Below are 24,977 nucleotides of genomic sequence, written 5' to 3' on the forward strand. Positions count from 1 at the left end.
CGCGCTCACGCCGAGTGCCCGAAGAACTCCCGCACCAGGCCCGCGACCCGGTCGACGTCGGCGTCGGCGAGATCGGGGAACAGCGGCAGCGAGAGCTGCTGGGAGTAGTACTCCTCGGCGTTCGGGCACAGGCCGCGGCGATGGCCGAGGTCGGCGAAGACCGGGTGCCAGTATGCGGGGATGTAGTTGACCTGCACCCCGATGCCGTGCTCGCGCAGGTACTCGAACAGCGCACGGCGGCGGCCGTCGAGCACGCGCAGCGGGTAGAGGTGCCAGGCGGGCTCGGCGCCGTCGCGGCGGACCGGGGTGCGGACCTCGGGCACGTCGGCGAGCGCGGCGTCGTAGCGGGCGTGGATCTCCCTGCGCCGCGCGGTGAACGCCGCCAGCCGGGTGAGCTGGGAGGATCCGAGGGCGGCGAGCAGGTCGGGCAGCCGGTAGTTCAGCCCGAACGCGTGCACCTCCTGGTGCCACGGGCCCTCGTCGGGGAAGCGCTGCGCGTCCTTGTCGCGGACGAGGCCGTGGTTGCGGAACGACCGGGCGCCCGCCACGAGCTCCTCGCGCGGGGACACGACCGCGCCGCCCTCGGCAGTGGTGAGGTTCTTGGTCGGGAAGAAGCTCAGCGTGGTCAGGTCGGCCAGGTCACCGACCGGGCGACCGTGCCAGGTGCCGCCCACGGAGTGCGCGGCGTCCTCCAGCAGCAGGGCGCCGGCGTCGTGTGCCAGCGACCGCAGCGGTGCCGCGTCGATCGGGTGGCCGGCGTAGTCGACCCCGGCCACGACGGTCGTGTTCGGTGTCAGCGCGGCCTTCGCCGCGTCCGGATCGAGGTTCCCGGTGTCCGGGCTGACGTCGGCGAACACGACGTTCGCGCCGAGCAGGGCCGCGGCGCTCGCCGTCGCGACGAAGGTCAGCGGGGCGACCACCACGTCCTGGCCCGGGCCGACCCCGGCCGCGGCGTAGGCGACGTGCAGCGCCGCGGTCCCGCTGGTCACGGCCACCGCCGGGTTCCCGCAGACGGCGGCGAGGTCGTCCTCGAACCGGGCCACCGCGGGGCCGGTGGTCAACCAGTCGGTCCCGAGGACCGCCGTGACCGCCTCGACGTCCTCCGGCGAGATCGACTGCCGGCCGTAGGGGAGCATCAGGCGCCGCCCATCAGTCGAGCGCCTCGACCATCGCGCGCAGCTGCTCGGGCGACAGCCACAGGTCGTTGGTGTCCGACCGGTAGGCCTGCCCGTCCGGGACCGGCTCACCGTCGGCCGGGGAGGTGTAGCCCCAGCCGGCGATGTAGGGCTCGACGACGTAGCGGTCGGCCAGCTTGAGGGTCCGCCGCGAGTCGTCCGCGGCGATCATCTCCTCGTGCAGCTTCTCGCCCGGTCGGATCCCGATCTCGTGGGTCGCGGCGCCGGGGGCGATGGCCTCGGCGAGGTCGGTCATCCGCATCGACGGGATGCGCGGCACGTACAGCTCGCCGCCCTGCATCGCGTCGAAGGAGTCGATGACGAACTGAACCGCGTCCGGCAGGGTGATCCAGAACCGGGTCATCCGCTTGTCGGTGATCGGCAGCGACTGGCCGTCGGCGGCGAGCTTCTTGAACAGCGGGACGACCGACCCGCGGCTGCCGAGCACGTTGCCGTAGCGGACCACGGCGAACCGGGTCTCGTAGGCGGCGGCGTAGTGGTTCGCGCTCACGAACAGCCGGTCGGCGCACAGCTTGGTGGCGCCGTAGAGGTTGATCGGGCTCGACGCCTTGTCCGTGGACAGCGCGACGACCTTCTTCACCCCGGCGTCGATCGCGGCCTCGACGACGTTCTGCGAGCCCTCGACGTTGGTCCGGATGAACTCGAACGGGTTGTACTCGGCCGTGTCCACCTGCTTGAGCGCGGCGGCGTGCACGACGTAGTCGACGCCGTGCATCGCGCGGCGCAGGCGCGGCTGGTCCCGGACGTCACCGAGGAACCAGCGCAGCCGCGGGTCGTTGTCGAACAGCGACCGGCACTCGTACTGCTTGAGCTCGTCGCGCGAGAGGATCACCAGCCGGCGCGGCTCGTAACGGTCGAGCAGGGTGCGGACGAAGGCCTTCCCGAAGGACCCCGTCCCGCCCGTGACCAGGACCGACGAGCCCTTGAGTACCGACATCACGCCTCCAGATCTGCGGAACTTCGTCCGCCCGGCATGATGGCACGCGATCGATCGGACGAATCGAAGCAGGTACGGGTGCGGGTCAACGCGGTCATCCAGGCGCGGACGGGGTCGACGCGGCTCCCGGGCAAGGTGCTCACCGATCTCGGCGGCACACCGGTGCTCGACCGGGTGGTCGCCGCCGCCCGCGCCGCCTCCGGCGTCGACCGGGTCGTGGTCGCGACCTCGACCGCCCCGGGCGACGACGCCGTGGCCGAGCGCGCCGCGACGATCGGCGTCCCGGTGGTACGCGGCTCCGAGGACGACGTGCTGGCCCGCTTCGTGCAGGCCGTCGACGAGCACCCCTGCGACGCCGTGGTGCGCCTGACGGCGGACTGCCCGCTGCTCGACCCGGCCCTGGTGTCGCTGGTCGCCGCGACCTGGCGGTCCGTGCCGGAGCAGGACTACGTCGCCACCACCCTGGTGCGCACCCTGCCGCGCGGCCTGGACGTCGAGCTCGCCCGCGTCGACGCGCTGCGCGCGCTGGCTGGCGCCCGCGACCGGGTACGACCGGATCCACGTGACGTCGGGCCTCTACGGAGACCCGGACCGGTTCCGCTGCCTCGGGCTCGTCGTCGCACCGGCCGCCGACGACCTGCGCGTCACCCTGGACACCGTCGACGACCTGCACGCCCTGACGGGCTGGTCGAGGCCCTGGACGGGCGCACCGGGTGGCGGGCGGTCGTCGACGTGCTGCGGTCGCGGCCGGACCTGGTGGAGCGCAACGCGCACGTCCGTCAGAAGTCCCTCGCCGAGGGGTGAGCGGGATGCGTCTGCTGCTGCGCTGCGACGCCGGACCATCGACGGGGGTGGGGCACGCGGTGCGGTGTGCCGCGGTCGCCGAGGCGGCGCTGCTGTCCGGGCACGAGGTGTTCTGGTCGGGCCGGCTCGACGGGCTGCGCTGGCTGTGGTCCGGGCTGGTCCGGGAGCCCGGCCCCGTCCTGCCCCCGGCCGACACCGCCGGCGGGCTCGCGGCGCTGGCCCGTGAGCACCGGATCGACGCCGTGCACGTCGACCACTACCTGCTCGGCGACGACCTGCGTCCGGCCCTGAACGACGCCGGGGTCGTGCTGTCCACCGTGGAGGACTTCGCGACCGGCCGGCGTCCCGGTGACGTGGTGGTCGACCCGAACATGGGAGCCGAGGACCACCCCCGCCCCGACGACGGCTCCCCCGTCCTGCTCCGCGGCCCCGGCTACGCCCCGCTGCGGCTGACCGTCCGCCGTGCCCGCACCCGGCGGGCCCTGCGGGCCGCCGACGCCCCCGGCACCGGGCCGCCCCGTGTGCTGGTCGTCATGGGCGGGACCGACGCCGCCGGGCTGCTGCCCCGGGCGGTCGCCGCCCTCGCCGCCGCGGACGTCCCCGCCGAGGTCGACGTCGTCGTCCCCGGTGGGCGGCCCCTCGACCTGCCCGCCGATGGGCCGGCGACGTTCCGGGCGGTGCCGCCGCTGCCCGACCTGCCCGCCGCGATGGCCGAGGCCGACCTCGTCGTCAGCGCGGCCGGGACGACGGTGTGGGAGCTGTGCTGCGTGGGTGTCCCGATGGCGCTGGTCCGGGCCGCGGACAACCAGACCGAGGGCTACCGGACCGTCGTCGACGCCGGGGCCGCCGCCGGGCTGGGCGGGACCGCGGACCTCGCCGACCCGGCCGCCGCCGCGGCCGTGCTGCACGCCCTGCTGACCAGGCCGGGCGACCGCGCCGCGCTCGCCGACCGGGCCGCGACCGTCGTCGACGGCGAGGGCGCGGGCCGGGTCGTCGACGCCGTGGCCACCGCGGTGGGCACGTCCGGCGGCCGGGAGGCGCGCGTCGCCGCCGAGGGCCGGGTGCTCGCCCGGGTGGTCCGGTCCCGCCCCGCCCGGCCCGGCGACGCCGAGCTGCTCCTGGCCTGGCGCAACGACCCCGACACCCGTCGCTGGTCACGCAGCCACGACGCGGTCGACCTCGCCACCCACCGCCGCTGGCTCGCCGGCTCGCTGGACCGCGACGACCGGCTGCTCCTCGTCGTCGCCGACGCCAGGGGGCCGGTCGGCACCGTCCGCTGGGACCGGGACGGGAGCGGCTGGGAGGTCTCGATCACCGTCGCCCCGGAGCGCCGTGGCGAGGGGCTGGCCCTGCCCATGCTGCGGGCCGGGGAGGACGCGCTACGGGCCCGGACCGGCGCCGGGACCGCGGTGACCGCCGTCGTGCACACCGGCAACGACGCCTCGGCCCGGCTGTTCGCCCGCGCGGGCTACGGCGAGCCCGGCACCCCCGACGCCGACGGATTCCGGACACTCCATCGCGTGCTGTGAGCGCTTGGCGCCGTGACGCAACCCGCACGACGCACCTCCGGTACGCCGATGTGACCTACCCTTCGCGCGTGTCCGGATCCCGTCCCGCGCTCCCCGCGGCCGATCTCGCCCGCGTGGTCGTGTTCGCCGCGTTCATCGCCGTCCTCGGGCTGTTCCCCGGCTTCGCCGGAGTGGCCGGGGTGCCGATCGTCCTGCAGAACGTCGGCCCGATCCTGGCCGGCGTCATCCTCGGGTGGCGGCTCGGCACGGCATCGGTCGCGCTGCTGCTGGTGCTCACCGCGGTCGGGCTGCCGCTGCTGTCCGGCGGCCGCAACGGCGCCGCGTTCTTCGGACCCAGCGGCGGCTTCCTCGTCGGCTGGCTGCTGTCCGCACTGGTCGCGGGCCTGATCGTGGCGCGGTTCCGGTCGCGGTCGCTGCCCGTGCTGCTGCTCGCCTGCCTGGCGGGGTTGCTCGCCGACTACGTGATCGGCATGCCGTGGCTGGGCGTCTACATCGGCGACGTCACCGGCGGGATCGTGCAGTCCCTCGTCTTCGTGCCCGGTGACCTGATCAAGGTGGTGCTGGCCGCGCTGATCGCGTCGCTGGTGCACCGGGCCCTTCCGGACCTGCTGCCGGTCCGCCCTGCGTCCGAGTCCCGGGTCCGGTGAGCGGGGCCGGCATCGACGCCCCGGACGCCGACGACGACACGGCGCCCGTCGTCCCGGCACCCTGGCTGCCCCGGGGGCTGGCCGACGCCGTCGGAGCGGCCGGGGAACGGCTGTCCCGGCTCGGGGTGCGGAGCGGGCAGCGCGTCGTGCTCGACACCCCCACCCGGGCCCGCTGGGCGGTGCTGCCCTACCTGCTCGCCGCGGACCGGCTGGGCGCGGCGTCGCTGCTCGCCGACGCCGGCTGGACCGGCCGCGAACGCGACGCGGTGCTCGCCGACGCCGCGCCGCACCACGTCGTCGGCACCGACGGGCGGGCCGATACCGCCGACGGCGGACCACGCACACCCGGCCTGTTCCTGCTCCCGACGACCTCGGGCAGCACCGGTGTCCCCTCCGTGCTGGCCCGCGACCGGCGTTCCTGGCGGATCGGGTTCGACATCCTCGGTGCGCTGCCCGGACCGGTCCTCGTGCCGGGGCCGCCGTCGTCGACGCTGTACCTGTTCGGGGCCCTGCACGCCCTGCACCACGGGCTGGGCCTGGTCACCCGCGGTCGGCTCGACCCGACCGACCTGCCCGACGGCGGCTCGGTCCATCTCGTCCCCGCCCAGCTCTCCGCGCTGCTCGACGAGCGCGAGCGCCGCCCGGGCGGCCCGGCACCGCAGGTCGTGGTGTGCGGCGGTGCGCACGTCGCGCCCGGGATACGGGAGCGGTGCGCGCGGCTGCTGCCCGGCACCACACTGCTGGAGTACTACGGCTCGGCCGAGCACTCGCTGATCGCCACCCGCCGCGACGACGGCCCGCTGCGCCCGGTCGAGGGCGTGCACCTCACGGTGCGCGACGGCGAGCTGTGGGTGGACAGCCCGCAGTCGGTGCGCGGCCGGTTCACCCGCGGCGAGCTGGTGCCGGCCGGTCCCGGTCCGACGACCGTCGGGGACCGCGCCGAGCTCACCGCCGACGGCGGCCTGACCGTCCTCGGCCGCGCCGCCACCACCATCTCCTCCGGCGGCACGCTGGTGGCCGCCGAGGAGGTCGAGCAAGTCTTGCGCGGCGTGCCGGGCGTCGGTGACGTCGTCGTCGCCGGGACCCCGCACGCGTCGCTGGGGATGGTGGTCACCGCGGTCGTCGAGGCCGGTGACGGTGTCCCGGACCGGCGGGCGCTGCGCGCCGCGGCGCGGGCCGGGCTGTCCCCGGCGAAGCGGCCGCGCCGGTGGCTGGTCACCCGGGCGCTCCCGCGGCTGGGCTCGGGCAAGCCCGCCCGCGCCGCCGTCGACGCCGCGCTGCGCGACGGGACCCTCGACGCGGTCCCGCTCGGGGGGCCGGAGTGACCGTCCCCGGCAGCGGCACGACGGACGACACCCCGGTCGTCATCGCCGCGCGGCGCACCCCGATCGGCACCGCGGGTGGCGCGCTGCGCGCGATGACCGTCGACGCGCTCGCCGCACCCGTGCTCGCCGCGCTGGCCGGGGCCCTCGGCGGCCCGGTCGACGACGTGCTCCTCGGCAACGTCTTCGGCCCCGGGGGCAACCCGGCCCGGGTCGCGGCGCTCGCCGCCGGGCTCGGCGACGAGGTGCCCGGCATGACCGTGGACCGGCAGTGCGCGAGCGGGCTGGCCGCGATCCTCACCGCGGCCGCGGGGATCCGTGCCGGCGACGGCATCGGCTACCTGGCAGGCGGTGCCGAGTCCCCGTCGACCGCGCCCACCCGGACGTGGGCCGACGGCACCGTCTACACCCGGGCGCCGTTCGCCCCGGCCGGCGACCCGGACCCGGACATGGGCCCGGCCGCCGACGACGTGGCGACCCGGGCGGGCCTGACCCGCACCCGTCTCGACGCGTTCGCCGCCCGCAGCCACGCCCGCGCCGTCGACGCGCAGCGGGCCGGCCGCTTCGACGACGAGCTCGTCCCGGTCGACGGCGTCGGCGGGCTCCTCACCGCCGACGAGCGGCCCCGCGACCGCTTCACCGCCGACCGTCTCGCCCGGTTCCGCCCCGCGTTCACCCCCGACGGCGTCCACACCGCCGCGAACTCCTGCGGGGTGAACGACGGGGCCGCCGCCGTCGCGCTGGTGCCGGAATGGCGACGCCGGGAGCTGGGTGTGCCCGGCCTCGCGCTGGTCTCGGCCGCGACCCGCGGCTCCCCCCCGGCCGACCTCGGACTCGGCGCCGTCCCCGCGCTCGCCACGCTGCGTGACCGGCCGATGGCCCCGGACGCCGTCGAGTTCACCGAGGCGTTCGCCGGGCAGGCGCTGGCCTGCCTCGACGCAGCCGGGATCGACGAGCACCTGGCCGGCCCGGACGGCGGCGCGATCGCGCTCGGTCACCCCTGGGGTGCCTCGGGCGCGGTGCTGGTCGTGCGGCTGTTCCACCGGCTCGTCGTGCAGGGCCGCGGTGAGACCGGGATCGCCGCGCTGTCCTCCGGCGGCGGCCTCGGCGTCGCGACGAGCTGGCGGGTGGTCCGGTGATCGAGTTCACCGACGTCGGGCACCGCTACGGCGAGCGCACCGTCCTCGACGGCGTCACCCTCGCCCTCGGCGAGCCCCGGGTCGCGCTGGTCGGGGCGAACGGCTCCGGCAAGTCCACACTGGCCCGGACCGTGAACGGGCTCGTCGCACCGACCTCGGGGACCGTGCGCGTCGACGGCCGCGACCCGGCCCGCGAGGGCGCGGCCGTCCGCCGCCGGGTCGGGTTCGTCTTCTCCGACCCGGACTCCCAGATCGTCATGCCGACCGCGGGCGAGGACGTCGCGTTCTCGCTGCGCCGCACCGTGCGCGACCGCGCCGAGCGGGCCCGGCTCGCCGCGGAGACCCTCACCGGGTTCGGCCTGGGCGAGCACGTGGAGCACCCCGCGCACCAGCTCTCCGGTGGGCAGAAGCAGCTGCTCGCGCTGGCTTCGGTGCTGGTCCTCGACCCGGACGTGCTGGTCTGCGACGAGCCGACCACCCTGCTCGACCTGCGCAACAAGCGCGCCTTCGCCGAGCGGCTCGCCGGCCTGCGCCAGCAGGTCCTTCTCGCCACGCACGACCTGGACCTGCTCGACGACTTCGACCGCGTCGTCGTCCTCGACGGCGGGCGGGTCGTCGCCGACGACGAGCCCGGACCGGCCGTCGCGTACTACCGCAGGCTCTGCGGGTCGTGACCCCGCTGGGGCTCTACGCACCCGGTGACAGCCTGCTGCACCGGGCGCCCGCCGGGCCGTCGCTGCTGGTGGTGCTGGCCCTCGCGATCGGGGCGGTGCTCACCGGGGACCCGTGGGTGCTCGGCGGGCTGTGCCTGGCCGTCGCCGCCGGCTACGTGGTGGCCCGGATCCCGTGGCACCGGGTCGGGCCGGTGCTGCGCACGCTGGTGCTGCTGGCCGTGCTGCTCGGCGTGGTCCAGTGGTGGCTGCTCGGTCCGGAGCGGACGCTGGTGATCGTGCTCCGGCTGCTCGCCGCGATGGGCGCGGCGACCCTGTTCACCCTCACCACCCGGGTGGACGACCTGGTCAGCGCGGTGGAACGCGGACTCGGCCCGCTGCGCCGGTTCGGCCTCGCACCCGAGCGCCTCGGCCTTCTCGTCGGACTGACAGTGCAGTCGATCGGAACCCTGTCCGGCATCGCGGGGCAGGTCCGGGCCGCGGCGAAGGCACGGGGGGCGGACCGGTCGCCGACGGCGTTCGCGGTGCCCTTCCTGGTGCGCACGCTGCGGCACGCCGACGCACTCGGGGAGGCACTGGCCGCACGCGGGTGGGGCGACGAGGATGACGACCGATGACCGACCTGCGCGACCACGTGATCCCCCGTCCCGAGGGCGACCTGCACGTCCACCTCGCCGGCGACGCCGGCCCGCCGGTGCTGCTGCTCTCCGGCGCCGGTCTGGACAACGCGCTGCTCAGCTGGCGCCACCTCGTCCCCGACCTCGCGCGCGACCACCGCGTCGTCGCCCCCGACTGGCCGAAGCAGGGGCGCAGCCGGCCGTGGCATGGCCGGGCGACCCACGAGGTGCTGCTGCGCACGGTCGTCGACGTGCTGGACGACCTCGGCATCGAGCGGGCCGCCGTCGTCGGGCTGTCCCAGGGCGGCGCCCTCGCGCTGGCGACCGCGATCGAGCACCCCGACCGGGTGGAACGGGTCGTCGCGCTGGCCCCGGCCGGGACGCTGAGCTTCCCGCCCGGGCTGCACCAGCTGCTGTGGCTGACCGCGCGAGTACCCCTGCTGTCGCGGACCCTGCCGAACCTGGCCTTCCGCAGCCGGGCCGCGGTCACCGCGTTCGCCCGCCGCGCCCTGTTCGGCGACGCCGACCGCGTGCCCGACCTGGACGAGATCGTCGACGCCGTCCTCGCCGAGGCCCGGTCCGGGAACGCGGGCAGCTCGGACTGGCAGAACGGCTCGATCGGGTTCCGCCGGATGCGGGTCGACCTGCGCCCCCGGCTGTCGGAGATCCGCTGCCCCGCACTGTTCGTGCAGGGCGACCGGGACGCCGGCGTCCCCGTGGCGACCACGCGCGCGGCCGCCGAGGCCGTCCCCGGCGCCCGGTTCGTGCTGCTGCCCGGGCGGGGCCACTGGTCGAACCGGGAGTCCCCGGACGAGGTGAACGCCCTGGTCAGGGACTTCCTGGATGGCTAGGTGGCTCGGCGTCGCTGCCGGCGGCGCCGGTCACGGATCCGGGGCATCGGCCCGGCCGGCCAGCTCCGCGTGGGCGACCAGGACGTGTGCGCTCATCGTCGCCGCTGCGAGCTCGGGGTTCCGCGCCCGTACGGCGAGCACGAGGTCATGGTGCTGGCGTCTGCTCCGCTCCAGCGCATCGGGTGAGTAGCGCTCGAACGTACGGAGCACCAGCGTCGCATTGACCAGCTGCAGGAGCAGTTCCTCGAGGCGTGGGCTACGCGCGGCCGCGGCGACCGCGGAGTGCAGCTCGTTGTTCAGCCGCGTGCGTTCGGCGGCCGCCTCGGCGTCGCGCCGGTCCCCCAGGCGGTCCATGCCGGCGAGACACTCCTCCATCTGCGCCACCTCGTCCTCGGTGCGCAGGACGGCAGCCCGGTGTGCGGCATGCGCCTCGAGAAGGGCGCGCAGCCGGAAGATCTCGGCCAGGTCGTCCGGTGTCCACTGCGCGACGCGGGCGCCCCGGTTGGGTTCGATCTCGACCAGGCCCTCCTTGGCCAGGTGCCGCAACGCCTCCCGGATCGGGGTGCGGCTGACCTCCAGCCGCTCGCTCAACGCGACCTCTGTGAGCTTCGTACCGGGAACGAACTCCCCGGCGATGATCGCCTCGCGCAGATCGCGGTAGGCGCGCTCGGCGCCGGTCGTCATAGGTACTCCCGACGTCGTGGGCGGTGGCCGACACGAGCAGCGTACGACACACCACTCAGCCCAGATTGTATGCATTCTTGCCGCATCGGTGCGGATCTTCCTGCTAGTTCAGCTCCGGCATTGACAGGATTGTGCACTTTCGGTCACTGTCGATACCGGTCGGGCAGCACCGGCCGCAGTCCGCGTCGAGGAGGCCGCATGACCGTCGCACCACAGCCCGATGCCCCCGTCGCCCCGTTGGCGGGGACCACGGTGATCGAGGCGGGGTCGTTGATCGCCGGCCCGTTCTGCGGGCAGCTACTCGGTGACTTCGGCGCGGAGGTGATCAAGATCGAGGACCCCGCGAGCGGGGACCCGATGCGGTCCTGGGGCCACCCACGACCGGGCGGACACTCGCTGAACTGGCCGATCATCGCGCGGAACAAGAAGTCGGTGACGCTCGACCTGCGGACCTCGGAGGGCCAGGACCTCCTGCGCCGGCTGGCGGCCGGCAGCGATGTGCTGCTCGAGAACTTCCGACCGGGGACCATGGAGCGCTGGGGCTGCGGCTACGCCGAACTGAGTCGGCTCAACCCCGGGCTGGTCATGACCCGGGTCACCGGCTACGGACAGACCGGGCCGTACGCGGGGCGTGCCGGTTTCGGATCGATCGGCGAGGCCATGGGCGGCATCCGTCACCTCACCGGCGAACCCGGACGCCCCACCAGCCGGGTGGGCGTGTCGCTCGGCGACTCGCTGGCCGGGACCTTCGCCGCACTGGGCACCCTGGTCGCGCTGTTGGGTCGGCACCGCACCGGGCGGGGACAGGTCGTCGACTCCGCGATCTACGAGGCGGTGCTCAGCCTGATGGAGGCGTCGCTACCGGAGTGGGAGCTGGCCGGTACACAGCGGGAGCGCAGCGGCGGCACGCTGCCGGGGGTCGCCCCCAGCAACGTCTACCCCACCGCCGACGACGCCGAGGTGCTGATCGCCGGCAACCGGGACACCGTGTTCCGCAGGCTCGCCGAGGCCCTCGGCCACCCCGAGTGGAGCGATGACGAGCGGTTCGCGACGCACGAGGCGCGCGGCCGGCACAGCGCGGAGATCGACGCACTGATCGGCGCCGTCACCGTCACCTACAGGTCCGACGCGCTGCTCGCGCTGCTCCACGACGCCGGCGTGCCAGCCGGACTGACCTACCGGGCCCAGGACATGCTGGGCGATCCGCATTTCGCGGCCCGCAGGGCGATCGTCCGGCTCCTGCACCCGGAGCTGGGCGCCTTCCCCATGCAGAACGTCGCTCCCCAGCTGTCCGAGACCCCGGGGGCGGTGCGCAGCCTCGGCCCGTCGCTCGGCGAGCACACCGAGGAGGTCCTGCGTGAGCGCCTCGGCCTGGACGCCGAGCAGATCACCGACCTGCGCAAGCGCGGGATCGCGTGAGCGCCGCCGTGGTCACGGTCTGCGAGGTCTCCCCCCGCGACGGCCTGCAGAACGATCCCGCGACGCTCACCACCGGACAGAAGATCTCGCTGATCCACCGGGCGGCCGCGGCCGGGGCACGGCGGATCGAGGCGGTGAGCTTCGCCCACCCCGCACGGGTGCCGGCGATGGCCGACGCCGAGGCGGTGATGGCCGGTCTCGACCGGACCCGGGGCGTCGCCTACTCGGGGCTGGTGCTGAACGAGCGCGGCCTGGACCGGGCACAGGCGGCGGGTGTCGACGAGGTCAACGTGGTCGTCGTTGCCACCGACACCTTCGCCCGGCGGAACCAGAACATGACCACCGCCGAGTCGCTCGACGTCGCGGAACGGGTCGTGCGTGCCGCCACGGCCGCCGGTCTGCCGACGACGGTCACACTGGCCGCGGCGTTCGGATGTCCGTTCGAGGGGGAGGTGAGCCGCAGCCGGTTCGACGAGTGCGTCGGGCGGATCGGTGCGCTCGGTCCCACCGAGATCGCCCTGGCCGACACGATCGGGGTGGCCGTCCCGCGACAGGTCCGGGACCGGATCGAGCTGACCCGATCCCAGGTCCCGGAGCTGCCCGTGCGGGTGCACCTGCACGACACACGCAACACGGGGATCGCGAACGCACTGGCGGCGGTCGAGGCCGGCGTGTCCACCCTGGACGCCAGTGTCGGGGGTGTCGGCGGCTGTCCCTTCGCTCCCGCCGCGACCGGCAACGTCGCCACCGAGGACCTCGCCTGGGTCCTGCACCGCTCCGGCATCGCCACCGGGCTCGACGTCGAGCTCCTGCGTAGGACGGCCGCCTGGCTCGCCGATGCGCTGGGCCACGACGTTCCCGGCGCGCTGCTGCGCGCCGGGGTCTTCCCGTCGACCTGACGGGCTCCCCCTCACCGGATGACCCCAGCACGAAGGAGTGCCTGATGGGTGGATCGCTGATCCTCGTCCACATTGCGACGGCCACGATCGGCGTCGTCGTCGCGGTCGTCGCACTGAAGCTCGAACCGGTCATCGCCCTCGTCCTCGGCGCCGCATACCTCGGCCTGGTCACCGGGCAGGGACCGGCCGACACCGTCGCGACGATCGTGCGGGGATTCGCCGACGTCATGGGCGAGATCGGGCTGCTGATCGCGTTCGGTGTCCTGCTCGGTGCGCTGGTGCACGCCCTCGGTGTCCCGCAACGGATAGCCGACGGCCTGCTGCGGGCACTCGGGCGCCGCAACCTGCCGTACGCCTACGGGCTCACCCTCGGCGGGTTGCTGGCCTCGGTGTTCGCCGACGTGCTGATCGTACTGAGCGGACCGCTGACGCGGCACGCATCGGCCCGGATGGGACCGGGCGGGCACGGGCTGCTGTCGGGCACGGCGATCATCGGCATCGTGATCGGGCTGAACTTCGTCGTCCCCGGCACCGGCCTGATGGCCGTCGTCGGTGTGCTGGGGATCCCGCTGCAGTCGGCTCTGCTGTATGCCCTGCCCCTCGGGCTCGCCACGATCGTCGTGTCCGTGTTCGTGTACTCCTGGCTCGTTCGTCGTGGCCTCTGGGACGAGAGGCGCGATCAGCTCTTCACCCCCGAGCCCGTCGCGACCTCCGCCGACAACGGCGGCGACGGCACCGTTCCGGTGACGGGCGGGGTCCGCGCGACGGGCGAACGGTCGGACGACGGCCCCCACCCCGAGGCCGTCGCGACGGGCTCCTCGACGGCGGCGGCGCCCCGACACGGGCACGCCCCCCTGGCACTGCTCGTGAGCCCACTCGCCGTCACGGTGGGACTCCTGCTCGTCAGCGCGATCGCGGGGACCGCGGGTGCGGACAACGTCGCGATCGACATCATCGGGAATCCGAACGTCGCCGTGTTCTCCGGCCTGGTGCTCGCCTACGTGCTGGCGCGCATCCTGCTGCCCTCCGACGCCATGGGCTCCGCGATCGGACGGGGTCTGCAGACCAGCGGTTCCATCCTGGTGCTCACCGGGGTCAGCGGTGGTCTCGCCGCCGTCGTGAAGGCCACCGGTGTGGGCGAGGTGATGGGTGGGTGGTTCACCGCAGGTGGTGCAGCACCGCTGCTGTTGACCTGGGTCATCGCTGCGACCCTGCACATGGCCGTCGGGTCGATCTCGCTCGGCTCGCTGACCGCCGCCGGGATCCTGGCCCCGGTCGCGATGGCGGCCGGACCCGGCACCGCAGTCATGATCGCCCTCGCGGCGCTGTCCGGCGGCTTGTTCGGGGCGCTGCCCAACGCCAACGGGTTCTGGCTGTTCAGGTCCGTGTTCGACCTGTCGACCCGCGGGACCCTGAAGACCTACACGCTCGGCCCGTCCATCGCCTCGGTGGTGTCCCTGGTCCTGCTCCTGCTGCTCGACTCCCTCGTCTAGGTCGATCGGGTCGACGCGGTCGATGAGGTGTCGAGCCCACGCATCTCGCGCAGCGCGTCGGCCAGCGTCCGCCCCTCCAGCGACGCCTGCACCGCCTGCTCCACGTCGGCGGTCAGCCCGGCGAAGTACGCCGCGGCGTGCGGCGTGACCGGGCAGACGTGCTCGGTCTCCGGGCTGCACGCCCAGAGCGGCTTCTCCCCGACCGCGCAGCGGTGGATCTCGGCGAGGGTGATCTCCCCGGCCGGCCGGGCCAGCCGGGCACCACCGCTGCGCCCCCTCGTCGACTCGACCAGGCCCGCGGCCCCGAGCGGCACGAGCAACCTGCGCACGAGGCTCGGGTTCGTCCCGAGGGCCTCGGCGAGCCGCCCGGAGCTGACCGTCGACCCGTCACCCTCCGCGGCCGCGGCGAGGTAGAGCATCGCCTGCAGGGCACGGGAGAACCGGATGTCCAGCACGACGTCACCTCCCCGGTCGGAGCCCCAGACTACCCGCCCGGACGAAAAGGTGATGGTCACTGTTGCAGTTCGCTGGCCCATCTGTATCTTTGACAGGAACCATTTGACGCCTCCGCCCGGACCCGCCGACGTGCCTGGACGGCTCATCCCCCCTGGAGTGCCTCGTGTCCACCCGCGCCGCACGGCTGCTCGGCCGTCCGTACTCGCTCGGCTCCGCGCAGCTGGCCAACCGCATCGTCATGGCCCCGATGACCCGGTACTTCTCCCCCGGTGGTGTCCCCGGCGACGACGTCGCGGCCTACTACGCCCGCCGGGCTGCCGCCGGGACCGGCCTGATCATCACCGAGGGGACCTACATCGACGACCCGTCCGCGGGCGACTCCGCCGACGTCCCGCGTTTCCACGGCGAGGCGTCGCTGGCCGGGTGGGCGACGGTCGTCGAGGCGGTGCACGAGGCGGGCGGCCGGATCATGCCGCAGCTCTGGCACGTCGGCATCACCCGCGAGGCCGGGAGGCCGCCGTTCCCCGAGGCGCCGTCCGTCGGCCCGTCGGGCGTCGCGCTCGACGGCACCGAGGGCGCCGGGCAGGCGCTGGACCTCACCGGGATCGACCGGATCGTCGCCGCGTTCGCCGAGGCCGCGGCGCAGGCCGAGCGGATCGGCTTCGACGGCGTCGAGCTGCACGGCGCGCACGGCTACCTGATCGACGAGTTCCTCTGGGAGCGCACCAACCGCCGCACCGACGGCTACGCGGGCGGCCGGGCCGAGCGCGCCCGCTTCGCCGCCGAGATCGTCGCCGCGGTCCGCGAACGCGTCGCGCCCGACTACCCGGTCGTGTTCCGCTTCTCCCAGTGGAAGGGCAACCACTACGACGCGCGTCTCGCCGCCACCCCCGACGAGCTGACCGAGGTGCTGACCCCGCTCGCCGACGCCGGGGTGACCGCGTTCCACGCGTCCGGGCGCCGCTACTGGGAGCCGGAGTTCCCCGACGCCGACGCCGAGCTCAACATCGCCGGGTGGGCCCGCAAGGTCACCGGGCTGCCGACGATCACCGTCGGCTCGGTCGGCCTGGACCAGGTCTTCGACCCGGCGATGTTCGCCGACGCCGACGCCCGCGCCGACGTGAGCGGTGTCGAGAAGCTCCTCGACCGGCTGGAGGACGACGAGTTCGACCTCGTCGCCGTCGGCCGGGCGCTGCTCGCCGACCCCGAGTGGGGCAGCAAGGTCCTGGAGGGCCGCGAGTCCGAGCTGGTGCCCTTCACCAAGGCGGCGCTGGGCACCCTGCACTGAGCGGTCCGCTCAGATCAGGTCCCAGGTCAGCGGGGTGCCGCGGGCGACGTCGCGGGTGAAGGTCCGGCCCAGGACGGTGCCGATCGTGTCGGTGTGCAGACCACCCGCCGGGCGGATCGACCGGACGTTGTCCGCGGTCACCTTCTCGCCCGCGGCGACGTCGGCGACCACCCACAGCGAGCGGCGCAGCGCGAGGGTGTCGCGCTCGGACTCGCGGGGGCCGAACCGGGCCGGGCCCATCGCGCGGCGCGCCACGTCGGTCTCGGTGACCAGTGACGCCAGCTCGGCGGGCTCCAGGGAGAAGTCGGAGTCGACGCCGCCGTCGTCACGCCGCAGCGTCACGTGCTTCTCGATCGCGACCGCGCCCAGCGCGACGGCGGCGACCGGCACCCCGATGCCCGGGGTGTGGTCGGACAGCCCGATCGGCACGCCGAACGCCTCGCGCAACGCCGGGATCGTCTGCAGGTTCGCGTCGACCGGGTCCGCCGGGTAGGAGGCGGTGCAGGCCAGCAGCACGATCTGCGTCGCACCGCCCTCGCGGGCGGCGGCGACGGCGGCGTCGATCTCGGCCAGCGTCGCCATCCCGGTGGAGATCACCATCGGCTTGCCGGTCGCGGCCATCGCCCGGATCAGCGGCAGGTCGACCAGCTCGGCCGAGGCCACCTTGTACGCCGGCGCGTCGAGGGACTCCAGCAGCTCGATCGCCGTCGGGTCGAACGGGCTGGAGAACGGCACCAGGCCGTGCTCCCGCGCACGGGCGAACAGCGGCTCGTGCCACTCCCAGGGCGTGTGCGCCTGCTCGTAGAGCTGGTAGAGGTTCCGCCCGCCCCACAGACCGTGGTCGTCACGGATCCGGAAGGCCGGGCCGTCGGCGTCGATGGTGATCGTGTCGGCCCGGTAGGTCTGGAACTTCACCGCCTGCGCCCCGGTCCCGGCGATCGCGTCGACGATCTCCAGCGCCCGGTCCAGCGAGCCGTTGTGGTTACCGGAGACCTCCGCGATGACGAACGGCCGTTCGCCGGGTCCCACGAGGTGGCCGCCGATCTCGATCGGGTCCGGGGTGCGCATGCGCGCCACCCTACGAGCGCCGCGCGAGCACCATCACCTCGGACACCGTGCCCTCGCAGTCCTGGCCGTAGAGCCCGGCGTCGGAGTCGACGAGCTCGAACCGGTCGAACATCTCCAGGTAGTGGCGCCGCAGCATGGGCTCGCGCACTCCTGGCTTGCCGGTCGGGGAGTTGCGCAGCAGCAGCCAGCGGGCGCCCAGGTCGGTGACCAGGTTCGCGTAGTTCGCCACCACCTCGGGCTCCATCTCCTGGAAGGAGATGAAGTTGGCGAACAGGTCGACGGTCCCGGTGAGCCGGGGCAGCTGCCAGGAGCACAGCACGGTCGCCGGGTGCTCCAGCTCGTCGATCACGATCTTCTCGCGCTCGCGGGTGGCCGCGTAGTCGCCGACCTTCTCCGGCCCGAGCGCCTCGCGCAGGTAGTGCGTGGCGACGGCGGCGACCGGCGGGATGTCGACGTCGATGTAGCGCAGTCCGGGGTTGCCCGACAGCAGGATCTCCCCGAGCGTGCCGAACCCGCCGCCGATCTCCAGGACGGTCGAGACGTCGAGGTCGGGCACGGCGCGCTTGAGCATGACCAGCCCGCGCAGGTAGTTCAGCGACGACCGGCTGAACCGGCGGCCGTCGAACTCCAGCTGCTCGGCGGGAGCACCGGCGGTCGACTCGCTGAACCCGGCGAGCGACGGCGACCGGTCGGCGGGGTCGAGGGCGGTCACCGTGGCGTGGTGGGCCCGGGCGACGGGAACCTGGTCGATCCGCCCGCGCAGCAGCGCGCCGGGGCCGCCCAGCATCCCGAACGCCCGCGACAGCATCGCCGCCGGCCTGGACACCGGCGCGTACTGCGGGGCGTAGAAGAACGTGGCCGACGGGTGCCTGCGGAACTCCGTGAACCCGCGTTCCCGCAGGTCGGCGACCACCTTCTCCAGCCCGGTCCGCCAGAAGTCCGTCGGCCGGTACAGCTCCGGCGCGCTGTCCAGATCGGCCAGCATCACCTCGAGCAGGGTTCTCGGGTCCATGTCACGAACGGTACGGAACATCACGTTCGCCCCGAACCCTGCCCACCGTCGCACGGCTCGGATACCCGGACCGATAGCCTCTGCGGTGCGGCCGTGAACGGCCGCCGGTCAGTGACGAGGGAGTGGGACGTGGTCGCCGACACCGGCACCTGGGTGGTGGTCCCCGTGTACAACGAGGACACCGTCATCGCCGAGGTCGTCGCGGAGATCCGCACGGCCTTCCCGAACGTCGTGTGTGTCGACGACGGCAGCCGGGACTCCTCCGCCGAACGCATCGCCGGCACCGAGGCGCACCTCGTGCGGCACCCGATCAACCTCGGGCAGGGCGCGTCGCTGCAGACCGGGATCGACTACGCCCTGCTCCGCGGGGCGGAGCGGATCGTCACCTTCGACGCCGACGGCCAGCACGACGTCGCCGACGCCGTCCGGATGGCCGCGATCCTGCGCGGCGGCGAGGCCGACGTCGTCCTCGGGTCGCGCTTCCTCGAGTCGACCGAGCCGGTCCCGCCGCTCAAGCGGCTGGTGCTGCGCACCGTCGCGGCGCTGTCCCCGGCCAGCCGCAAGCTCAAGCTCACCGACGCCCACAACGGGCTGCGGGCCATGAACCGGGCGGTCGCGGAGGACCTGCGGATCACCATGAACGGGATGGCGCACGCGTCGGAGATCGTCGCGTCGCTGGCCCGGTCGTCGTGGCGGATCCGCGAGGTCCCGGTCACGATCCGCTACACCGAGTACTCACGATCCAAGGGCCAGTCGCTGTTCAACGGGGTGAACATCCTGTTCGACCTGTCGGTACGGCAGCGATGACCCAGGAGGCGAACACCGTGATCCTGCAGATCCTGCTCCTGGCCGCCGCGGTCGGCGCGCTCGTCTACTTCGTGCGCAGCGGCCAGAGCGTCGGCGTGCGGGCGAGCAAGCGGATCGCCTTCGGCGCGTTCATCGTGCTGAACATCTACGCGGTCCTGCGCCCGAACGACCTGACCTACCTGGCCCGGGCGGTGGGCATCGGCCGCGGCACGGACCTGCTGGTCTACCTGCTCGTGGTCGCCTTCGTGTTCGGGATGCTGAACACCTACCTGCGGGACCGGGAGATCAGCCAGCACCTGACGAACCTGGCCCGCCAGATCGCCGTCCGGGACGCGGAGCTGACCCGGCGGGAGAGCGAGCTGGAGCAGCGGCTGACCGCCCTGGAGGAGCGCGCTGCGGGGACCAACGGGCACCGGGCGGCCGTCACCGAGCCCGCCGCCGACGAGGTGGGGACGGCCCGCTCCACCAGGAGCTGAGCGGCGATCCGCACGGGACACGATCCGGTCGCGGACGGTGACACGGCGACCGCGCGTCCCGCCGCGCGGCACGACGCTCGTAGGGTGCGCCGGATGCGGCTGCCGATCGACGACGCGCGGAGCCGGGGATGACGTGGGCACAGGCCGTCCCCGTGGCCCTGGTGACCGCGGCCTGGTGCGTCCTGCCCGGGGCGCTCGTCGCCCGCGCCGCGGGACTGCGCGGAGCGGTCTGCTGGGGCGCCGGGCCGCTGGTGTCGGTCGCGCTGATCGCGACCACCGCCGTGCTGGCCGGGCGGGCCGGGGTGCCGTGGGGACCGTGGCCGGTGCTGGGCGTCACCGCCGTGCTCGCGCTCCTGTGCGCCGCGGTGACCGCGACGCTCCGGCGGCGGGCGGGCCGGACCCGGTCCGGACCCGGTGACGACGCGGGCGATCCCGCCGACCGTCCGCCGTTCCTGCTGCGCACGGGACCCGACGGCCCCCTCGGGGGGATCGCGCTGGCGGTCGGCGTGGCCGTCACCGTCGCGATCGGCTGGCTGACCGTGGTGCTCGCGTTCGGCCCCGTCGACGCGGTCTCCCCGACCTACGACGCGATCTACCACTACAGCGCGGTCGCCCGGATCCTGCAGACCGGCGACGCGTCGTCGCTGACGCTGGGCGAGCTGAACAGCCCCGGCGTGCCGTCGGCCTACCCCGCCGCCTGGCACGACGTCGTCTCGCTCGTCGTGGCGAGCACCGGCGCGTCGATCCCGGCCGCGTCGAACCTCGCCGCGATCGCCGCCGCGGCCGTCGTGTGGCCGCTGTCCTGCACGCTGCTCGTCCGCCAGATCGTCGGGCGCCGGGCCGGTGCCCTGCTGGTCACCCCGGTGCTCGCGACGGCGAGCGCCGCGATGCCGTGGCTGCTGATGAACTGGGGCGTCCTGTGGCCCAACCTGCTCGGGCTGGCGCTGGTGCCCGCCGGGCTGGCCGCCGTGGTGACCGTGCTGGGTCTGACCCGGGACAGCGTGGTCGGCCGGGCCCGGGCGCTGCTGCTCGGTGCGACGACCGTCCCGGCGCTGGCGCTCGCCCATCCGAACGCCGCGGTCAGCCTGCTCGTGCTGGGCCTGTCCCCGGTGGCGGTCGCGGCCGGGCTCAGCACGGTGCGGCACGTCCGCGAGCGCCGGTTCGCCACGGCGGCCCTCGCCCCGGCGGGTGCGCTCGCCGCGGTCGCCGCCGTGGTGTGGCTGCTGGCGTGGTCGCCCTTCCTCGCCAGCGTCCGGATGTTCGACTGGCAGGCCTCGATGGGGGCCCGCGAGGCGTTGACCGGTGTGCTGTGGAACGGGACGAACAAGCGGCCCGAGCTGGTCGTGGTGTCGGTACTGGTCGTGGTCGGCGCCGTCCTGGCGCTGCGGCCCGCCCGCACCGCGTGGCTGGTGCCGGCCCACCTGACCTCGGCGCTGCTCTACACCCTCGCCGCCGCCCGGGAGGGCGACCTGGTCACCGCGCTGACCGGGGCCTGGTACAACGACTCGCACCGGCTCGCCGCGATGGTCCCGATCACCGGGGTGCCGCTGGCGACGCTGGGCGTGCTCGGCGCGGCGGGCCTGGTGGTCCGTGCGGTGACCGCGGTGCGGCGGGCGGAGACCACCCCGGAGCGACGACGGCTGACGGCCGTCCCGGTCGTCGCCGTCCTCGCCGCGGCGCTGGTCCTGCTCACCGACGGGTTCCGCATCGGCGTGCACGCCGCCGTGATCGCCGACGCCTACCGCTACGAGACCGGCCGGGTGCTGCAGCCCGGCCAGCGGGAGTTCCTGGAGGCGGCGGGCCGGGCGACCGAACCGGGCGCCGTCGTCGCGGCGAACCCGTGGACCGGCAACGGCCTGCTGTACCCGCTGACCGGGCGCGAGGTGCTCTTCCCGCACCTGTCCGGGACCTGGACGCCCGACCAGGAGCTGATCCGGCTGCGGCTGCACGACGCTGCCCGCGACCCCGTCGTCTGTCCCGCGGTGCAGGCCACCGGCGTCGGCTACGTCATCGACGGCCCGGTCACCTGGTGGCCGTGGGACCCGCGGGCCGACACCTACCCCGGGCTGTCCGGGATCGACCGTGCACCCGGGTTCGAGCCCGTCCTCTCCGGCGGCGGCAGCACGCTCTACCGGATCACCGCCTGCGGTACGGAGCCCGCCCGCGCCACCGGCTGAGGCGCCCCGGGCACCCGCGGTTACCGTGTGCCGCAGCCGGGTGCACACACCGTCCGCCCCGGAGGAAGGCAGGTATGCGCGCGCTCGTCACCGGCGGAGCCGGCTTCATCGGCTCCACCCTGGTCGAGTCCCTGCTCGCCCGCGGCGACGACGTGCTCGTCGTCGACGACCTCTCCGCCGGGACGCGGGACAACCTCGCCCCGGGCGTCACGATGGCCGAGCTCGACATCCGCGACACCGCCGCGCTCACCGCGCTCGGCGCGCAGTACCGCCCGGACGCGGTGTTCCACCTGGCCGCCCAGATCGACGTGCGCCGCTCGATGGAGGACCCGGTGCACGACGCCTCGGTCAACGTCCTCGGCACCCTGAGCGTGCTGCAGGCCGCCCGCGACGCGGGTGCGGGCGCGGTCGTCGTGTGCTCCACCGGCGGAGCCATCTACGGCGACGGCGCCCCCCTGCCGACGACCGAGGCGGAGCCGGCCGAGCCGGAGTCCCCGTACGGCATGAGCAAGCTGGCCGCGGAGCGCTACACCCGGTTCTTCGTCCGGACGCACGGTCTGCCGGCACTGGTGCTGCGGTTCGCGAACGTCTACGGGCCGCGCCAGCACCCGGCCGGCGGCGCCGGTGTGGTCTCGCTGTTCTGCGACCGGGCCCGCACCGGGTCCCGGCCGACCGTGTTCGGCGACGGCGGTCAGACCCGCGACTTCCTCTACGTCGGCGACGTCGCGCGGGCGGCGCTCGCGTCGGCCGACCGGCTCGCGGCCGGGGAGCTGGCCGGTGAGGTGTTCAACGTCGGCACCGGCACCGAGTCCACGATCGTCGAGCTGGCCGCGACGATCGGGACGATCGCCGGCCTCACGCCGGAGAGTTCGCCCCCGAGTTCCTGCCGGCCCGGCCCGGGGAGCTGCGCCGCAGCTGTCTCGACCCGTCGCGCGGGATCGCCGCGCTCGGCCTGCCCGCACCGACCCCGCTGGCCGAGGGCCTCGCGCACACCTGGTCCTGGCACACCGGGCGCCGACACCCCGCGTACTGACGCACCGCGGGCCCGGCCCCGTGCGGGGAACCGGGCCCGGGAGGCGTCGGCGTCAGCTGTAGACGGCCAGGGTGAGCATCGCGATCCAGGCCAGCGCCAGGACCTGCAACGCCCGGTCCGCGAGCGCGATCTCCTCCGGCTCGCCGCCGGTCCCCGGTCGACGTCCACGGAGTAGCGCAACACCGCGACCACGAACGGCACGATCGACAGCACCGACCAGACCGAGTTGTGGTCCTCGCGGATCTCGAACGCCCACAGCCCGTACATCACGATCATGACGGTGGCCGAGAGCGACCAGATGTAGCGCAGGTAGGACGCCGTGTAGTTCTCCAGCGACTTGCGGATCTTCGCGCCGGTGCGCTCGGCGAGGTTGATCTCGGCGTAGCGCTTGCCGGCGACCATGAACAGCGACCCGAACCCGGTGACCAGCAGGAACCACTGCGACAGCGGGATCCCGGTGGCGACACCGCCGGCGATGGACCGCATCAGGAACCCGGAGGCCACGATGCAGATGTCGAGCACCGGCTGGTGCTTGAGCCACAGGCAGTACGACAGCTGCACCGCCACGTAGACGGCGAGCACGATGATCAGCTGCCAGGTGACCGCGAACGACAGCGCGATCGAGCCGGCGAACAGCACGCCAGCCGCCACGAAGGCCAGCGGCACCGGGACGATGCCGGACGCGATCGGGCGGCGGCGCTTGGTCGGGTGCGCGCGGTCGGCCTCGACGTCGAGCGCGTCGTTGACCAGGTACACGCCGGACGCGGCCAGCGAGAACGCGACGAAGGCGATCAGGCAGTCGACGAGGACCGGCACGTCGAAGAGCTGGCCGCTGACGAACGGCGCGGCGAAGACCAGGACGTTCTTCACCCACTGGCGCGGGCGCATCGTCTTCAGCAGGCCGCGGGCGACCATCGCGGTGGTCCGCTCGGACGGGTCCACCGGCACGTGCGGGGCGTGCTCGGCGGCGACGGCGGTCGGGGCCGCCTCGTCCTCGTGACCCTCCGGCGCGCCCGCGTCGTCCGGTGCGTCCGGGACGACGGGGGTCTGCGGGTCTGCGGCCCGGGCGACCTTCTCCTTCTCGGAGTCGTCGTGGTCGACCTTCGTGGGGTCGGTGCTGGTCATGCGCTCACCCTCCGGTGGTGGGGTTGCGTGAGATCACGCGTCGCGCGGTACCGGCGACGGCCGCGCCGAGCGCGGTGCCGGTGGCGACGTCGGTCGGGTAGTGCACGCCGAGGACCAGGCGCGACAGCGCCATCAGCCCACACCCGCCGCGGCCACCGGGCGGGAGCGCCTGCCCAGCAGGCCGCCGTAGAGCACGGCGGCGGCGGTGGTGGACGTGGCGTGCGAGGACGGGAAGCTCAGCCGGCTCGGGGTGCCCACCAGGACCCGGACCGCGGGGTGGTCGGGTCGGCGGCGCCGGACGACGCGCTTGACCCGATCGAGGCGCCGTGCGCGAACGCGACGGCGGCGGCGGAGCCGAGCCACTCGCGACGGCGGGGACGGTCCAGCGCGGCACCCAGGACGCCGATCGCCAGCCAGCCGGCGGCGTGCTCGCCGAACAGCGACATCCCGCGGGCGACCCGCACGGTGGTGTCGTTCGCAAGAACGCCCTGCACGGACGCCAGTACGGCGACCTCGCCGGTGGGCGGGACGTCGGCGGGCGGCTGCGGACCGGACCGGTCCAGGGTGTCTGCCGTGTCAGCCACGGGTGGGGGCCTCCTGGCGCGGGCGCTGGCACCCGGCTCGCGGGCGATGACAGCCGGTGATGGTACGCGCGGGCGGGGTGGTGGGCCGGGCCGGGGCGGGGTGGCGGACCGCGCATGACCGCTCGTCGACGGGCAGGTGAACGCCGCCGGGTGCGCTCAGAACCAGCGCTCCAGGATCTCGGCAAGTCCGTCGTGGGTGTGCGGGGCGGTCACCTCGTCGGCGAGGCCGGCCAGGTCGGGGTGGGCGTTGCCCATCGCGACGCCGAGCCCGGCCCAGCGCAGCATCTCCCGGTCGTTGGGCATGTCGCCGAACGCGACGGTGTCCGCCGCGGTCACGCCGAGCCGGCGGGCGACCTCGGCCAGGCCGGTCGCCTTGGTGACCCCGGGCGCGGGGCCTCGATCAGCCCGGACGGGTGCGAGAACGTCAGGTCGGCCAGCCCGCCCGCCTTCGGCGCGAGTGCGGTCATCATCTGCTCGCTGGTCAGCTCCGGGGAGCGGATCAGCACCTTCGTCGCCGGGTGCCCGAGCAGGTCCTCGCGGCTGGTGGAGCCGCCGTCGTGCTCGCCCCAGGCGTGCACGTAGCCGGGGTCGGTGAGGAACTGGTCGACGACGCCCCGCACGCCGTCGTCACCCTCGGCGTTCGCCACGCGCTCGACGCCGAACCCGCAGCCGGGGAACAGCTCCGCGGCGAGGGCGGCGAGCTCGCCGATCGCCGCCGGATCCAGGGTGTGCGCGCCGAGCAC

General features: G+C 74.5%; 22 protein-coding genes and 5 pseudogenes. 16 read left to right on the forward strand and 11 right to left on the reverse strand.

Annotated elements, in window-relative coordinates:
• Window positions 1-5: 5 nt before the first annotated feature.
• Both KPL57_RS18590 and pseB read right to left on the reverse strand, forming a co-directional pair.
• Window positions 6-1,136 carry a DegT/DnrJ/EryC1/StrS aminotransferase family protein gene (locus KPL57_RS18590; protein WP_226352562.1) on the reverse strand — a complete coding sequence of 377 codons (1,131 nt, stop codon included), beginning with the start codon at window positions 1,134-1,136 and terminating at the stop codon, window positions 6-8.
• Window positions 1,137-1,149: 13 nt separating this feature from the next.
• The gene (gene pseB, locus KPL57_RS18595; protein ID WP_075309157.1) at window positions 1,150-2,133 is read right to left on the reverse strand and encodes a UDP-N-acetylglucosamine 4,6-dehydratase (inverting); all 984 of its coding nucleotides are present in this window, start codon (window positions 2,131-2,133) and stop codon (window positions 1,150-1,152) included.
• A gap of 39 nt (window positions 2,134-2,172) precedes the next feature.
• Between pseB and KPL57_RS18600 the strand changes: the two are divergent.
• The 8 genes and pseudogenes from KPL57_RS18600 to KPL57_RS18635 all read left to right on the forward strand — a co-directional run bounded on the left by KPL57_RS18600 (window position 2,173) and on the right by KPL57_RS18635 (window position 9,713).
• Window positions 2,173-2,937: pseudogene (locus KPL57_RS18600) on the forward strand (cytidylyltransferase domain-containing protein).
• 5 nt (window positions 2,938-2,942) lie between these two features.
• Window positions 2,943-4,466: a bifunctional UDP-2,4-diacetamido-2,4,6-trideoxy-beta-L-altropyranose hydrolase/GNAT family N-acetyltransferase gene (locus KPL57_RS18605; protein ID WP_226352563.1), complete on the forward strand. Its 1,524-nt coding sequence runs from the start codon at window positions 2,943-2,945 to the stop codon at window positions 4,464-4,466.
• Window positions 4,467-4,534: 68 nt separating this feature from the next.
• Window positions 4,535-5,113 (forward strand): biotin transporter BioY, encoded by a 579-nt coding sequence (locus tag KPL57_RS18610; protein ID WP_226352564.1) that lies wholly within the window; start codon window positions 4,535-4,537, stop codon window positions 5,111-5,113.
• Window positions 5,110-6,438: a class I adenylate-forming enzyme family protein gene (locus tag KPL57_RS18615; RefSeq protein WP_226352565.1), complete on the forward strand. Its 1,329-nt coding sequence runs from the start codon at window positions 5,110-5,112 to the stop codon at window positions 6,436-6,438. The genes KPL57_RS18610 and KPL57_RS18615 overlap by 4 nt, the downstream gene beginning before the upstream one ends.
• Window positions 6,435-7,574, forward strand: a complete 1,140-nt coding sequence (locus KPL57_RS18620; RefSeq protein ID WP_226352566.1) for a thiolase family protein — start codon at window positions 6,435-6,437, stop codon at window positions 7,572-7,574. The genes KPL57_RS18615 and KPL57_RS18620 overlap by 4 nt, the downstream gene beginning before the upstream one ends.
• Window positions 7,571-8,248: an energy-coupling factor ABC transporter ATP-binding protein gene (locus KPL57_RS18625; RefSeq protein ID WP_226352567.1), complete on the forward strand. Its 678-nt coding sequence runs from the start codon at window positions 7,571-7,573 to the stop codon at window positions 8,246-8,248. Before KPL57_RS18620 ends, KPL57_RS18625 begins: the two co-directional genes overlap by 4 nt.
• A complete protein-coding gene (locus KPL57_RS18630) occupies window positions 8,245-8,862 on the forward strand; it encodes an energy-coupling factor transporter transmembrane protein EcfT (RefSeq protein WP_226352568.1) in 618 nt (205 codons plus the stop codon). Before KPL57_RS18625 ends, KPL57_RS18630 begins: the two co-directional genes overlap by 4 nt.
• Window positions 8,859-9,713 (forward strand): alpha/beta fold hydrolase, encoded by an 855-nt coding sequence (locus KPL57_RS18635; RefSeq protein WP_226352569.1) that lies wholly within the window; start codon window positions 8,859-8,861, stop codon window positions 9,711-9,713. Before KPL57_RS18630 ends, KPL57_RS18635 begins: the two co-directional genes overlap by 4 nt.
• Window positions 9,714-9,743: 30 nt before the next feature.
• Here KPL57_RS18635 and KPL57_RS18640 read toward each other — a convergent pair whose 3' ends face one another.
• The gene (locus KPL57_RS18640; protein WP_226352570.1) at window positions 9,744-10,397 is read right to left on the reverse strand and encodes a GntR family transcriptional regulator; all 654 of its coding nucleotides are present in this window, start codon (window positions 10,395-10,397) and stop codon (window positions 9,744-9,746) included.
• A 198-nt stretch (window positions 10,398-10,595) separates the two neighbouring features.
• On the opposite strand from KPL57_RS18640, the gene KPL57_RS18645 reads away from it, so the two are divergent.
• The 3 genes from KPL57_RS18645 to KPL57_RS18655 are packed head-to-tail and all read left to right on the forward strand — an operon-like array spanning window position 10,596 to window position 14,208.
• Window positions 10,596-11,816 carry a CaiB/BaiF CoA-transferase family protein gene (locus KPL57_RS18645; RefSeq protein WP_226352571.1) on the forward strand — a complete coding sequence of 407 codons (1,221 nt, stop codon included), beginning with the start codon at window positions 10,596-10,598 and terminating at the stop codon, window positions 11,814-11,816.
• Window positions 11,813-12,715 (forward strand): hydroxymethylglutaryl-CoA lyase, encoded by a 903-nt coding sequence (locus tag KPL57_RS18650; RefSeq protein ID WP_226352572.1) that lies wholly within the window; start codon window positions 11,813-11,815, stop codon window positions 12,713-12,715. Before KPL57_RS18645 ends, KPL57_RS18650 begins: the two co-directional genes overlap by 4 nt.
• A gap of 44 nt (window positions 12,716-12,759) precedes the next feature.
• Window positions 12,760-14,208, forward strand: a complete 1,449-nt coding sequence (locus KPL57_RS18655; RefSeq protein WP_226352573.1) for a GntP family permease — start codon at window positions 12,760-12,762, stop codon at window positions 14,206-14,208.
• Here the strand turns inward: KPL57_RS18655 and KPL57_RS18660 are convergent.
• Complete coding sequence (locus tag KPL57_RS18660) at window positions 14,205-14,663, reverse strand: Rrf2 family transcriptional regulator (protein ID WP_226352574.1); 459 nt, start codon at window positions 14,661-14,663, stop codon at window positions 14,205-14,207. The genes KPL57_RS18655 and KPL57_RS18660 overlap by 4 nt on opposite strands.
• A gap of 164 nt (window positions 14,664-14,827) precedes the next feature.
• Here KPL57_RS18660 and KPL57_RS18665 point away from each other — a divergent pair, with 164 nt between their 5' ends.
• Window positions 14,828-15,952 carry an NADH:flavin oxidoreductase gene (locus KPL57_RS18665; RefSeq protein WP_226352575.1) on the forward strand — a complete coding sequence of 375 codons (1,125 nt, stop codon included), beginning with the start codon at window positions 14,828-14,830 and terminating at the stop codon, window positions 15,950-15,952.
• A gap of 9 nt (window positions 15,953-15,961) precedes the next feature.
• Here KPL57_RS18665 and pseI read toward each other — a convergent pair whose 3' ends face one another.
• Together pseI and KPL57_RS18675 are read right to left on the reverse strand one after the other, a co-directional pair.
• On the reverse strand, window positions 15,962-17,020 hold the full coding sequence (gene pseI / locus KPL57_RS18670; protein ID WP_060714958.1) for a pseudaminic acid synthase: 1,059 nt from the start codon (window positions 17,018-17,020) through the stop codon (window positions 15,962-15,964).
• A 10-nt stretch (window positions 17,021-17,030) separates the two neighbouring features.
• A complete protein-coding gene (locus tag KPL57_RS18675; protein WP_226352576.1) occupies window positions 17,031-18,032 on the reverse strand; it encodes a putative sugar O-methyltransferase in 1,002 nt (333 codons plus the stop codon).
• Between the two features lie 129 nt (window positions 18,033-18,161).
• On the opposite strand from KPL57_RS18675, the gene KPL57_RS18680 reads away from it, so the two are divergent.
• The 4 genes and pseudogenes from KPL57_RS18680 to KPL57_RS18695 all read left to right on the forward strand — a co-directional run.
• Window positions 18,162-18,839 carry a glycosyltransferase family 2 protein gene (locus tag KPL57_RS18680; protein ID WP_020626830.1) on the forward strand — a complete coding sequence of 226 codons (678 nt, stop codon included), beginning with the start codon at window positions 18,162-18,164 and terminating at the stop codon, window positions 18,837-18,839.
• Window positions 18,836-19,315 (forward strand): DUF2304 domain-containing protein, encoded by a 480-nt coding sequence (locus KPL57_RS18685; RefSeq protein ID WP_020626829.1) that lies wholly within the window; start codon window positions 18,836-18,838, stop codon window positions 19,313-19,315. The genes KPL57_RS18680 and KPL57_RS18685 overlap by 4 nt, the downstream gene beginning before the upstream one ends.
• 128 nt (window positions 19,316-19,443) lie before the next feature.
• Window positions 19,444-21,492: a DUF6541 family protein gene (locus KPL57_RS18690; RefSeq protein WP_226352577.1), complete on the forward strand. Its 2,049-nt coding sequence runs from the start codon at window positions 19,444-19,446 to the stop codon at window positions 21,490-21,492.
• Window positions 21,493-21,566: 74 nt separating this feature from the next.
• A pseudogene (locus tag KPL57_RS18695) lies at window positions 21,567-22,298 on the forward strand (NAD-dependent epimerase/dehydratase family protein); the annotation flags it as partial.
• Here KPL57_RS18695 and KPL57_RS66800 read toward each other — a convergent pair.
• From KPL57_RS66800 to KPL57_RS18715, 5 genes and pseudogenes are all read right to left on the reverse strand, one after another.
• A complete protein-coding gene (locus tag KPL57_RS66800; RefSeq protein ID WP_264198287.1) occupies window positions 22,202-22,483 on the reverse strand; it encodes a hypothetical protein in 282 nt (93 codons plus the stop codon). The pseudogene KPL57_RS18695 and the gene KPL57_RS66800 overlap by 97 nt on opposite strands.
• A 94-nt stretch (window positions 22,484-22,577) precedes the next feature.
• Window positions 22,578-23,440 (reverse strand): annotated as a pseudogene (locus tag KPL57_RS18700) (decaprenyl-phosphate phosphoribosyltransferase).
• 214 nt (window positions 23,441-23,654) lie between these two features.
• Window positions 23,655-24,213, reverse strand: a pseudogene (locus KPL57_RS18705) (phosphatase PAP2 family protein).
• Between the two features lie 177 nt (window positions 24,214-24,390).
• Entirely contained in the window at window positions 24,391-24,570 is a 180-nt protein-coding gene (locus KPL57_RS18710; protein ID WP_308252930.1) for an HAD hydrolase family protein, read from the reverse strand.
• Window positions 24,567-24,977: pseudogene (locus KPL57_RS18715) on the reverse strand (hypothetical protein); the annotation flags it as partial. The gene KPL57_RS18710 and the pseudogene KPL57_RS18715, both read right to left, overlap by 4 nt.

This window comes from Pseudonocardia sp. ICBG601 (assembly GCF_020496245.1).

Bases quoted from the DNA above. Each gene is read 5' to 3' on its own strand.
- KPL57_RS18605 (WP_226352563.1), top strand. From the start codon at position 2,943: ATGCGTCTGCTGCTGCGCTGCGACGCCGGACCATCGACGGGGGTGGGG.
- pseB (WP_075309157.1), bottom strand. From the start codon at position 2,133: ATGTCGGTACTCAAGGGCTCGTCGGTCCTGGTCACGGGCGGGACGGGG.
- KPL57_RS18645 (WP_226352571.1), top strand. From the start codon at position 10,596: ATGACCGTCGCACCACAGCCCGATGCCCCCGTCGCCCCGTTGGCGGGG.
- KPL57_RS18640 (WP_226352570.1), bottom strand. From the start codon at position 10,397: ATGACGACCGGCGCCGAGCGCGCCTACCGCGATCTGCGCGAGGCGATC.
- pseI (WP_060714958.1), bottom strand. From the start codon at position 17,020: ATGCGCACCCCGGACCCGATCGAGATCGGCGGCCACCTCGTGGGACCC.
- KPL57_RS18590 (WP_226352562.1), bottom strand. From the start codon at position 1,136: ATGCTCCCCTACGGCCGGCAGTCGATCTCGCCGGAGGACGTCGAGGCG.
- KPL57_RS18685 (WP_020626829.1), top strand. From the start codon at position 18,836: ATGACCCAGGAGGCGAACACCGTGATCCTGCAGATCCTGCTCCTGGCC.
- KPL57_RS18635 (WP_226352569.1), top strand. From the start codon at position 8,859: ATGACCGACCTGCGCGACCACGTGATCCCCCGTCCCGAGGGCGACCTG.
- KPL57_RS18690 (WP_226352577.1), top strand. From the start codon at position 19,444: ATGACGTGGGCACAGGCCGTCCCCGTGGCCCTGGTGACCGCGGCCTGG.
- KPL57_RS18655 (WP_226352573.1), top strand. From the start codon at position 12,760: ATGGGTGGATCGCTGATCCTCGTCCACATTGCGACGGCCACGATCGGC.
- KPL57_RS18675 (WP_226352576.1), bottom strand. From the start codon at position 18,032: ATGGACCCGAGAACCCTGCTCGAGGTGATGCTGGCCGATCTGGACAGC.